Raw genomic sequence first — 12,074 nt, 5'->3', positions numbered from 1 at the left:
TTTTCTTATGCCTCCAGTCTTTTTAATATCTCGATGTAAGCCTCTTCTATTCCTCCCAAATCCTGTCTGAATCTGTCTTTATCAAGTTTTTTTCCTGTTTCTTTATCCCAAAGTCTGCAAGTATCCGGAGTTATTTCATCAGCCAAAAGTATTTCTCCTTTGCTATTTTTACCGAATTCTATTTTAAAGTCGACTAAAGTAATTCCTTCTTCATCGAACACTTTTTTCAATAAATCGTTTATTTTTGAAGTTGTTTCATAAATATATTTCAATTCTTCAAAAGTCGTAAGTCCCATGGCTACCGCATGATAATCGTTAATTAACGGATCTCCGTATTCATCATTCTTATAGCAAATTTCAAAGATTGTAGTTTTAGGTATTGTACCGTCTTTTATTCCCACTCTTTTTGCCATTGATCCTGTTATAACGTTTCTTACTATTACTTCAAGAGGAACAATCTCAAGTTTTTCACAAAGCTGATCTCTTTCATTGAGCATTTCTTTAAAATGTGTTCTTATCCCGTTTTTTTCAAGCACCGAAAACAATTTTGCCGTAATTTTGTTATTTATAATTCCTTTATCCTTTATTGTTCCTTTCTTTACTCCGTTTCCTGCTGTTGCATCGTCTTTATAGTGTATAATTACAAGATTTTCGTCATCTGTAGAATAAACCTGTTTTGCTTTTCCTTCATAAATAAATTCTTTCTTTTCCATTTTTCCTCCATTTTCTATAATCAAATTTATATTTTAAATAACAATTTTATTCTTTTAACTTTTTGCGATTCCTAATTAAACCTCTCAAATCTTCTATTAAAACTCAACTTTTTGCTCATTTTCTTTTATAAATTTTTCTTTCATTTCTTTTCTGAATTTTACAAGTTTTTCTTTTATATCTTCATATTTTACTGCGAGTATTTCTACTGCGAGCATTCCTGCATTATACGAATTGTCTATCCCTACAGTAGCTACAGGTATTGACTTAGGCATCTGTACTATGGAGTACAGAGAATCTGTTCCTCCCAATGCCGCATTCAATGGAACTCCTATTACAGGCAGAACTGTTTTTGAAGCTATTACTCCCGGTAAATGTGCCGCAAGTCCCGCTCCTGCGATTATTACTTCTGCTCCCTTTTTCTCAACTTCTGCCAAAACTTCCTCAAGTTTTTCGGGAACTCTGTGGGCCGACAATATATAAGCCTCGTATTCTATCCCGAATTCTTTCAGGCAATTAGCCGCTCCTCTCATTTTCTCCGTATCCGATTTACTTCCGAAAAATATTGCTATTTTCATCAGTTTTTCTCTCCTTCCCTGATTATAAAATTATTTAAAGAACTTTATCCCGTTTTTGAATATATTCTGTTCCTTATTGCCGTATATATTTTTATATAAATTTGTTCCTGTTCTTTCTGAATGAGCCATTTTTCCGAAAATTCTTCCGTTACAAGCCAGTATTCCTTCTATCGCATAATATGAGCCGTTCGGATTAAATTCCGTTTCCATGCTTGGATTCCCTTCAAAATCCACATATTTTGTAGCAATCTGATTATTTTCCATCAGCTGTCTGTATTCTTTTTCGGTTATTACAACTCTTCCCTCTCCATGAGAAAGAGGAACAGCATGAATTTCGTCTGTTTCTATTCCTGTAAGCCACGGCGAATCATTTGTTATAATTTTGGTTCTCACAATTTTCGACATATGTTTACTTATAGCATTATGAGTCAATGTCGGCGAATCTTCATTTAATTCTCTTATTTCTCCGTAAGGCAACAATCCCGACTTTATCAATGCCTGAAAACCATTACATATTCCGAGTATAAGCCCGTCCCTTTTCAAAAATCTGTCTACCGCTTCCGTAATTTTTTTATTTTTCAATACAGCAACTATAAATTTTGCCGAGCCGTCAGGCTCATCTCCTGCACTGAATCCTCCCGGAAGCATCAGTATTTGCGAGTTGTCTATTTCTTTTGCAAAGTCATCAATAGAATTTAATATATTTTCATAAGAAAGATTATTGAATATACTCATTTTTACAACTCCGCCTTCTTTACTGAACGCTCTTTCCAAGTCATATTCACAGTTTGTTCCCGGGAATACAGGAATAAACACTCTCGGCTTTGCAAACTTCTCCACTGCCTGAGCCGAATTAATTTTTTTCACTTCAAAGTTCAGACTTTTTGAAGAATTTTCTTTTTCTCTCTCTGATACTCTTGTCGGAAATATTTTTTCAAGCGGTTTTTCCCATTCTTCGATAAGCTGTTCCAATTCTATTTCTGCACTCTCATCAGATGTATTCAATGTTATATTTCTATCGTTTATAACACTTCCTATTAAAACGGCATTTTTATAATTCAGTTCATCTTCCGTTTCAATAATAAATACTCCGTAACTCATCTTAAACAAATCGTCAGAACTTATCTCATCAAAGTTTATATTTACACCTTTTTTATTTCCGAATGTCATTTTCCCGATTGTTTCGGCTATCCCTCCGCCTTTAACTGCATTAGCCGATATTATTTTCTTATTTTTAATATTTTCCGTCAAAAAGTCAAAATTTTCTTTCAAATCTCTTAAATCCGGCAAATTATTCTTATCATAAGCCGTTTTTATAAGATATATTTTATTTCCTCCTTTTTTTAACTCTCCTGAAATAACATTTTTCGAGTCGGTAACACTCACTGCAAAAGATACTAATGTCGGAGGAACAGATATATCATGGAAAGTTCCGCTCATGGAATCTTTTCCTCCGATAGAAGGAAGACCGAATTCTTTTTGAACATATAAAGTTCCTAATAGAGCCGATAAAGGTTTTCCCCATTTTTTCGGATCATTCCCTAATCTTTCAAAATATTCCTGAAAAGTAAATCTTACATTTTTGTAATTTCCTCCTGAAGCAACGATTTTACACAATGACTCTATAACTGCAAAAGCTCCTCCGTGAAATGTCGACTGTTTTGCAATATAAGGATTATATCCGTACCCGACCATAGATGCAACATTTGTTTCTCCATTTACAACGGACACTTTCTGCACCGAAACTTCCGACGGTGTAAGCTGATACTTACCTCCGTAAGGCATTAAAACTGTAGTTGAACCTATCGTAGAATCAAAACTCTCCATTAATCCTCTTTGAGAGCATACATTCAAATCTTTCATATTATTCACAAATTTTTCTTTCAAAGTTTTTCCTTCTATTTTTCTTGTAAAGTCCAATTCTCCTGTGTTTTCTATTTCAATTTTTATATTGGACTTCGCTCCGTTCGTATTTAAAAAATCTCTTGAAATATCTGCGATTATCTCATTGTTATATTTCATTACAAGCCTGTTTGTATCAGTAACTTCAGCTACTTTATATGCCTCGAGATTTTCTTTTTCAGCATATTCTATAAATTTTTCTATATTTTCTTTGGCTATTACTACTGCCATTCTTTCCTGCGATTCGGATATAGCGAGTTCCGTTCCTGTAAGCCCTGTATACTTCACTTTCACTTTATTTAAGTCGATTTCCAGCCCGTCGGCGAGTTCTCCTATAGCTACTGAAACCCCTCCTGCCCCGAAATCATTACATTTTTTTATTAATTTTGTTACATCTTTATTTCTGAATAGTCTCTGTATCTTTCTTTCAATTATCGCATTTCCTTTTTGAACTTCGGCTCCGCATTTTTCGGCAGATTCGGTTGTATGTTCTTTGGAAGAGCCTGTTGCTCCGCCTATTCCGTCCCGTCCCGTTCTTCCTCCTAAAAGTATTACTACATCACCTTTTTCAGGCTTTTCTCTTATAATATTTTCGGCAGGTGCGGCTCCGACAACCAATCCGAGCTCCATTCTCTTTGCCTTGTATCCTTCATCATATATTTCGTTTACATAAGTTGTAGTCAGTCCTATTTGATTTCCGTAAGAGGAAAATCCGTGTGCTGCCTTTTGTGTAATAACTTTTTGTGGCAATTTTCCTTTTATGGTATTTTCTATTTTTTCGGTAGGATCTCCCGAACCGCTTATTCTCATAGCCTGATATACAAAAGTCCTTCCTGACAGCGGATCTCTTATTGCCCCGCCTATACAAGTGGAAGCTCCCCCAAAAGGCTCTATTTCTGTAGGGTGATTATGCGTTTCATTTTTAAACTGCAATATCCATTTTTCATCAGTTACAATTTTATTACCGTTTTCACCTATTCTCTCTACAGGCACGTCTATATATATCGAACACGCATTTATTTCATCGGAAACTTCCAAATCCGAAAGAAGTCCTTTTTTTCTAGCTTCTTTCCCGAAAATAGTCGCCAAATCCATTAAAGTTACAGGTTTTTTATCGATTTTTTCTCCATGTACGTATTCTCTGCTTTTAATATACTCACTCAAAGTTTTTTCAATAATATCTTTATATTTTTCATTTTCTATTTTTATATCGTCTATTATCGTTTCAAAGGTTGTGTGTCTGCAATGATCCGACCAGTAAGTATCGAGAACTCTTATTTCCGTTTCACTCGGATCTCTTTTTTCTTCATTTTTAAAATAATTCTGAATAAATAGCAAATCTTTCACAGTCATTGCAAGTTCAAGATTTTTCTTAAATTCTTCCATTTCCTTTTCGCTTTTTTCTCTAAAGCTTTTAAAAACAGGAACTTTTTCAGTGTTTTCCTTTTCTCTGTTTTCAATTAATATTGCCAAATCCTTTTCTTTCATTTCGACTTCATTTATATAATATTTCTTTATTCTTTTTATATCTTCTTCGGAAACTTTTCCGTATAAAATTATCAATTTCCCGCTTTTTACGGCTACATTTTCACTGTCCGACAGGAGATTTATACATTGAACTGCCGAATCCGCTCTCTGATCATATTGTCCTGGTAAAAATTCCGTTGCAAAATATATTTCATTTTCTCTTTTTACCCCTGTCTCTTCCAATACATCTTCAAGATAATAATAAATATCATCGGCATTAATTTCAGAAAATACCGAAGTATCAAGCTTTTTCAGATCTTTCTTGTTCAGATTGAAAATATCGTATATATTCAATATTCTGACATTCTCAAGATTTTTAACAGATAAATTATCTTTTAAATCATTTAACAGACTTTGTGCTTCCACCCTGAAATTTTTCTTTTTTTCCACAAATATTCGATAATTCATTATACAACTCCTTAAAATTTTATTTTAAATAAAAAATCTAAGCGAATTTATACACTTAGATTGTAAAAATATCTATACTTATTACTATCAGCCGCTGAATTTCCAAACTCATCAAACAAAGACAAACATTTAATTTGTCCGCAATGAAATATTTGAAACATAACAACTGAACTTTTTTTCATTATTCCTCCAATAAAAAATCTGTTTTAAAACTGCACACCAAAAATGAAGCAATAAAACAGATATCTATGCTCTCACTTATAGTAAGCAATTTCCGGTCGCTCGTAGAAACTCTTTGCCTTATTCAAAGAATATATAAGTAACTTATTTAATTTTTTATTTACAGAAAGAGTATATCAGACTTTTTTGATTTTTTCAAGGAATTTTTTTAATTTCTCATTCTCTCTTAATTATCTTCTGTTTTTATATCCATATACCCTCAAATATTATAAAAATTCTTTCTTTTTCCTCTCACCGACAAAATCTAAACTCTGTTTTCAATGACTTTTTCAACCATATTTCTTGCATGATCTCCCACCCTTGTAAAGTGAGAAATCAAATCAATATAATATAATCCTGCCCGAAGTTCACATTCCTGATTTCTCATTCTTTCTATATGATTTTTTCTTATTTTTTTCTCCTGAGCATATAATTTATTGTGTAAATCCAGTACTTCTATAGATTTTTCCTTATCGGAATTTTTTAATGCTTCTATAGCATTTTCTATAATTAGAGTTGAAGTTTCAAGTAACTGATCTACTTCCTCATGAGCAAAATGAGAAAATTTCATTTTTTTCTTAATTTCATAATTAACATCTTTTACTATTCCGAAAGCATGGTCTCCTATTCTTTCCACATCACGGCACATATCAAGGTAAATTCCTATCTCTTCTCCTTCTTTAACACTAAAATTTCCTCCTGACAGAAGTGTCAGATAGTTGGATATTTCCTGATCGAGATTATTTATTCCTTCTTCTGTTGTCTCGATTTCTTCTGCCAATTTTTCATTATGGTTATGGAAGAAATCAACTGAAGCTTTAAGATTTTCCAATACCAGCGAAGTCATATCCGTTATTTCAGCTTTAACCTGCCCTAAAGCTATTACAGGTGCTGTCAATAATGCCATATCCAATTTTGTCTTATATTCTTTTTCACGTTTATTGCTTTTTATAAGTTTAACTACTAAAAATTCAAGTACCCTTATAAACGGAAAGAGCAAAATTGTAGTTGCTGTATTAAATGCTCCGTGTGCAAAAGCTATTGTCATTTTCGGATTCAAATGGAGCATATACTGCATTTTTTCTATAAAAAACGTAAAAGGTGTTAAAAATATCATGAAAATTATAGTTCCGATTACGTTAAATATAACGTGGGAAGCAGCCAGTCTTTTAGCAGCCGTATTTGCACCGATTACAGCAATAATAGCCGTTATTGTTGTTCCGATATTATCTCCGAACAGTATAGGCAACGCTCCTCTTAAAGTTACAAGATTTTCCTGATATATATTCTGTAAAACACTGATTGTGGCACTTGAAGCCTGTACGAGAACCGTTACTAAAGTACCGATAAATACTCCCAATACTGAATTGTGGCTCAAATTTATCATCAACTGTCTGAATTCCGGAAGATATTTTAAAGGCTGCATTGCTCCCGACATTAAAGTCAGTGCAAAAAATATACCTCCAAATCCGAACAGTATTCTTCCTATGTTATTTATTGCTCTCAACTTTGTAAAAAATAAACATGCCGCTCCCAAAAACAAAATAGGAAGTGCATAATCGGTAATATTAAATCCGATTATAAAAATCGTTATAGTAGTTCCGATATTTGCTCCCATTATGATTCCTATGGCCTGTCTTAATGAAAGCAGTCCCGCTCCTACAAGCCCTATCGTTATAACCGAAGTTCCCGAGCTTGACTGAATTAACGCCGTTACAAGTATTCCTACAAGGACACCCAGAAAAGGAGAAGTTGTATATTTATCGAGAATATATCTCAATCTGTCTCCTGCCATTATCTGCAATCCTTCACCCATGTACTTTATACTGAATAAAAATAATCCCAGTCCGCCTAAAAATGCAAAAGCCATCTGTTGATAATTTATAGTATTTACTGCTATGTTATTCACTATTTTCTCTCCTTTATAACTATTAATTTTAAAATTTTCATCTAATAGTATCATAATTACATCAAAAAAAAAAGTCGAAATGAAAAAAAATCGACTTTTCTTTTAATTATTAAAATTATTCACGATTTTTTCCTGTTTTTATAATCCTGTATCATTTTAAAATAATCGTTTAATGCGGGAGAATTGATATAATCTGTCCACTTCTGCTCAGGTATAAAGCAATTTTTCGCATAATATTTATCGGTTACAACTACAGGATCGCTTTCTTTTTCAAATTCTCCCTCAAGCTGTATTATTCTTCCGTATGTTTTCAAAGAATCATTAAAAGTATCAATCATTTCCTTATTTTGATTATCAATGTGAAAAGATCTCAATAAAACTTGTTTTATTATAAATTTACATCTGAAATCTCCTCCGAATACTTCGGGAACGTTTTTAAATACATACTCAAACTTCTCATCTTTAAAAGGGTCTTTTAAAGCACTTAAAGCTGATATATTTAACAAAACAAATAGTAATAAAATGATTTTTTTCATGTTGCTTCTCCTTAAATTCATATAGTTTCTTTTCTAATCAATATTATACCTCATGTTTTTCCAAATGCAAATAAAAATTATATTTTCATATTTCTTTCTCCCCAATCACACATCATATTTAAAATTGGAATTAAAGTTTTTCCTTTTTCCGATAAGCTATATTCTACTCTCGGTGGAATTTGAGGATACTCTTTTCTTATTATAAGATCGTCATTTTCAAGTTCTTTTAATGTGCTTGTCAAAGTTTTAAAAGAAATTATTCTTATGCTTTTTTTCAATTCGTTATATCGCATAAAAGGGGCATTTTCATATAATTTATATATAACTGTCATTTTATACTTACCTCCGATTAAAGACAAAATATAACCGAATCCTGTAGTCGAAAGTTTTATATCAGGTTTTACACAACTACCATTTTTCATTTACACTCTCCTTTCAGTTAGTATCTTACTATTTTGTGCGTACTTACATTTAATTATAATATACGCTATAATATTTCCAAAGTCAATAACTAAAAACAGGAGGTTTTATGAAAACACTTATAATTCTTGCACATCCCGATCTTGAAAAATCCAAAGTAAATAAACGTTGGATTGAAGAGGCAGAAAAATATCTCGATAAATTTACTGTTCATAAATTATACGAAGCATATCCGAATGAAATAATAGATATTAAAAATGAACAGGAATTAATTGAAAAACATAAAGGACTGATTTTGCAATTTCCTATTTACTGGTTTAACTGTCCTTCACTATTGAAAAAGTGGCTTGATGAAGTATTTACTGACGGTTGGGCATACGGAAAAGGAGGAGATAAGCTTTCTGCCCGAAATATTGCTTTGACAGTAACAGCAGGAATAGACGAAAAAAATTATTCAAAAAACGGTAAATATAAATATTCTTTAAAAGAAATTCTTATACCTTTTGAAATAACTTTTGATTACTGCTCAGCAAACTATAAAGGATTTTATGCCTTTTACAGTGCCGAATTTGAAGCAACAAAAGAAAGAATAGGAGATAGTGTTAGAGAGTATATTGATTTTATAAATTCGATATAGTATTTCTTAAAAAAATCTACCTTGATTTCTATTTAAAAATTAGGGTAGATTATTTTTTTATTTTCTGAAAGTTATACAGTAAAATTTTTTGTCCCAAACTAATTCCGTACTTCTGTCTTTTACACTTTCAGGAATACATTTTTCAATTTCACTTAAATCAACTGTTTCATTTTTATAATATTTCTTTGTAAAAATACTTTTCTTATACTGTTTTTCAATAAAATCGGCTGTTTCATCTGCTATCATAAGTTTGGATCCCGGTTTTGCAACACGAAGCATTTCTCTGACAGCCTGTTCTTTATCACTGAAAAAATTTATTCCTCCTACATGAAAAACAATATCAAAAGTATCATCTTTGAACGGCAAATCTTCAGCACAGCAATTTACTAAAGAAATATTTGTTTTATTTTTCCAGACAGAATTACATTTATTCAGCATACCTAAAGAAATATCCGCTCCGGTAATATCAAGCAATTTCAAATTTATATTTTTCGGTATATAATTCAAGTCTTTACCTGTACCTATCGAAACATACAAAATTGAAGCTCCCTCTTTCCATTCCAAATGATTCATAAGATCTCTTCTCATTTTTTCAACAGAATTACCGTATACAAATTTACCTATCCACTTTTCTCCGAAATCATACCATGCAGAAAGTTTGTTATACATTTTCATATATTTTCTGTTATCCCCTGAAATATACTTGTCATTCAAATATATTATAATTCCTTTTTTCTCTTCTAATTTTTGAAAATCAATATTTGCTTTGAATTTTTCTTTTATTTTTTTGTCTATCATATCCGTCCTCCTGATAACTGACTGTTTTTCCTTATACTCTTTCTTTTGAATCTTTTACAACCGAACAGAAACAGGGATGAACCTGTACCCAATTCATCCCTTAAAAATTTTTATTTTGTCTCATACATTCCTATAGTTTTTTCATTTAAGTTTATTATAATGTTCTTCATTTGTGTGTAATGTTCAAGTATTATTTTATGAGTTTCACGGCCTATTCCCGACTGTTTGTATCCTCCGAAAGGAGCTCCCGCAGGGAATGCGTTATATGTATTTACCCACATACGTCCTGTTTCTATTGCTCTTGCCACTCTTATTGCACGATTCAGATCACGAGTGAAAAGTCCTCCTCCAAGACCGTATATACTGTCATTAGCCATTTTTATAACTTCTTCTTCACTATGGAATTTCTCAATTACTACAACAGGTCCGAAAATTTCTTCCTGTGCTATACGCATATCATTTTTAACATCGGCAAAGATTGTAGGTCTTAGATAGAATCCGTCTTTATGCTCTTCATCTTCTATACGAACCCCTCCTGTTACAAGTCTTGCTCCTTCTTTCTTACCTATTTCAATATAATTAAGAACATCTTTCAAATGACTTTCGTAAATCAAAGACCCCATTTGAGTATTCGGATCCAAAGGATTTCCTACTTTTACTTTATCGAATATTTTTGCCAATGAATCTACAAATTTATCATAAATCGTATCCTGAACAAATATACGCGATCCTGCAGAGCATACCTGTCCCTGATTGAATAAAATACCTAATTGTGCGCCTTCCATTGCTATATCCCAATCGCAATCCTCAAAGAAGATATTTGCTGATTTTCCTCCAAGTTCCAATGTTGCCGGTATCATATGAGAACATGCAGCAGAATAAACTTCCTGACCTACTGCTGTTGAGCCTGTAAATGCCAACTTTTTAAATCCTTTATGCTTCAACATAAAGTCTCCTGATTTGGATCCGCTTCCTGTTACAACGTTAATTACTCCTTTAGGAACAACATCTCCTATTAATCTCATTAATTCAAGCACTGAAAGAGATGTATGGCTTGACGGTTTAAGAACTACAGTACATCCTGCAGCCAAAGCCGGTGCCAATTTCCATGCAGCCATAAGAAAAGGGAAATTCCAAGGGATTATTTGTCCTACAACACCTATAGGCTCTCTTAGAATGATATTCATTGTATTTCCGTCCAGCATATTTGCTGTACCTTCTTCGGCACGAATAGCTCCCGCAAAGTATCTGAAATGATCTGCTCCTAATGGAATATCTGCAGCCATAGTTTCACGGATAGGTTTACCGTTATCCATAGTTTCCACTGTAGCCAAAAGTTCTTTGTTTTCATCAATAATATCAGCTATTTTCAACAATAAATTTTGTCTTTCTATCAGAGAACTGTTTTTCCAGCTGTCAAATGCTTTCTGTGCAGCTTTTACAGCCTTATCCACATCTTCCGAAGTCGCTTCCGAGATATTTGCAATCTCCTTTCCCGTAGCAGGATTAATAACTTTCAACGTTGCACCGTCAGAAGCAGGCACCCACTTTCCGTCGATATACAAGTCATATTTTTCCTGTAACCTTACATCCATTACGAATCATCTCCTTCAAATCTATATTATATTAATAATTTATATTATTATGTATAGTATACCTCAATTTTTCGTTTTTTCAAAACTTTATTTTCCATTTGATTTGCTTTCAGCTTACTGGACATATACTCCAAAATCTTTGTTATCTACAAGTATTTCAACATTATTTACTTTATTCAGTTCAGGATAGACTTCTTTTAAAAACCATTCTACAAGTTTTTCATCTCTCCTGATTTCCGTTCCGTTATCTATAAATATACTTACTACTGTTTCTCTGAAATTTTTTCTTGCCTGCTCTATATCCGATAATATCTGTTCTTTCGTCTGTCCTTCAGTGCAAATTAGCAGCAACGCTGTCTGATATTCCTTTTTTAACTGCTCAAGAACATTTTCATTTAATATAAAATTTTTCTTCAATATTTGTGTCCGATAATGATTATCAAAAGTTTCTATTCCTATTATAAATCTTACTTCCTGATTTTTAAAATATTCTCTTATTTCATTCAATCTTTTCAGATATCCGAAATATGCTTCAAAATACAGTATTTTTATATTCTTGGTATCACATATTTCTTTAATTCTTTTTAATGTATTTTCACTTAATTCAAAAACCGATCCTGAATTTATTACTTCCAATGTCCTCAAATCTCCCGTTACATTACTTAATGCTTCAAAATTTACTCTTTCCATCTCATTTTCATCATCGGTATTATCAAGTATGTAATTACAAAAAGCACATTTTCCGTAAGCACATCTATGACCTTTCAGCAACACGATTTCTCTCGGATTTTTTTCTTTTATTACATTATATCTTATCATTTTTTTCCTTCAAAA

The 12,074-nt window shown here is 32.3% G+C and carries 10 protein-coding genes and 1 riboswitch; of the genes, 1 reads left to right on the top strand and 9 read right to left on the bottom strand.

Going from position 1 to position 12,074, the window contains the following annotated elements:
- Positions 1-5 precede the first annotated feature (5 nt).
- From purC to FVE72_RS05875, 6 genes are all read right to left on the bottom strand, one after another.
- On the bottom strand, positions 6-713 hold the full coding sequence (gene purC, locus FVE72_RS05900) for a phosphoribosylaminoimidazolesuccinocarboxamide synthase (protein WP_026737635.1): 708 nt from the start codon (positions 711-713) through the stop codon (positions 6-8).
- 96 nt (positions 714-809) lie between these two features.
- Complete coding sequence (gene purE, locus FVE72_RS05895) at positions 810-1,289, bottom strand: 5-(carboxyamino)imidazole ribonucleotide mutase (protein ID WP_026737634.1); 480 nt, start codon at positions 1,287-1,289, stop codon at positions 810-812.
- A gap of 30 nt (positions 1,290-1,319) precedes the next feature.
- Positions 1,320-5,126 carry a phosphoribosylformylglycinamidine synthase gene (locus tag FVE72_RS05890; protein WP_146966448.1) on the bottom strand — a complete coding sequence of 1,269 codons (3,807 nt, stop codon included), beginning with the start codon at positions 5,124-5,126 and terminating at the stop codon, positions 1,320-1,322.
- A gap of 241 nt (positions 5,127-5,367) precedes the next feature.
- A riboswitch (purine riboswitch) is annotated at positions 5,368-5,465 on the bottom strand.
- Between the two features lie 145 nt (positions 5,466-5,610).
- The gene (locus FVE72_RS05885; RefSeq protein WP_197734913.1) at positions 5,611-7,254 is read right to left on the bottom strand and encodes a Na/Pi cotransporter family protein; all 1,644 of its coding nucleotides are present in this window, start codon (positions 7,252-7,254) and stop codon (positions 5,611-5,613) included.
- A 119-nt stretch (positions 7,255-7,373) separates the two neighbouring features.
- Entirely contained in the window at positions 7,374-7,790 is a 417-nt protein-coding gene (locus FVE72_RS05880) for a hypothetical protein (RefSeq protein WP_026737633.1), read from the bottom strand.
- A 77-nt stretch (positions 7,791-7,867) separates the two neighbouring features.
- Positions 7,868-8,212, bottom strand: a complete 345-nt coding sequence (locus FVE72_RS05875) for a winged helix-turn-helix transcriptional regulator (protein ID WP_026737632.1) — start codon at positions 8,210-8,212, stop codon at positions 7,868-7,870.
- Positions 8,213-8,319: 107 nt separating this feature from the next.
- On the opposite strand from FVE72_RS05875, the gene FVE72_RS05870 reads away from it, so the two are divergent.
- The gene (locus tag FVE72_RS05870) at positions 8,320-8,847 is read left to right on the top strand and encodes an NAD(P)H-dependent oxidoreductase (protein WP_026737631.1); all 528 of its coding nucleotides are present in this window, start codon (positions 8,320-8,322) and stop codon (positions 8,845-8,847) included.
- 57 nt (positions 8,848-8,904) lie between these two features.
- On the opposite strand, the gene FVE72_RS05865 is transcribed toward FVE72_RS05870, so the two are convergent.
- The 3 genes from FVE72_RS05865 to FVE72_RS05855 all read right to left on the bottom strand — a co-directional run bounded on the left by FVE72_RS05865 (position 8,905) and on the right by FVE72_RS05855 (position 12,059).
- The gene (locus tag FVE72_RS05865; RefSeq protein ID WP_036056111.1) at positions 8,905-9,645 is read right to left on the bottom strand and encodes a class I SAM-dependent methyltransferase; all 741 of its coding nucleotides are present in this window, start codon (positions 9,643-9,645) and stop codon (positions 8,905-8,907) included.
- Positions 9,646-9,755: 110 nt separating this feature from the next.
- Positions 9,756-11,240, bottom strand: coding sequence for an aldehyde dehydrogenase family protein (locus FVE72_RS05860; protein WP_026737629.1), 1,485 nt, complete (start codon positions 11,238-11,240; stop codon positions 9,756-9,758).
- Between the two features lie 114 nt (positions 11,241-11,354).
- The gene (locus FVE72_RS05855; RefSeq protein ID WP_026737628.1) at positions 11,355-12,059 is read right to left on the bottom strand and encodes a radical SAM protein; all 705 of its coding nucleotides are present in this window, start codon (positions 12,057-12,059) and stop codon (positions 11,355-11,357) included.
- Positions 12,060-12,074: the final 15 nt, after the last annotated feature.

The organism is Pseudoleptotrichia goodfellowii (genome assembly GCF_007990505.1).
Lineage (GTDB): Bacteria > Fusobacteriota > Fusobacteriia > Fusobacteriales > Leptotrichiaceae > Pseudoleptotrichia > Pseudoleptotrichia goodfellowii.
This window is presented reverse-complemented; position numbering and strand designations above follow the sequence as displayed.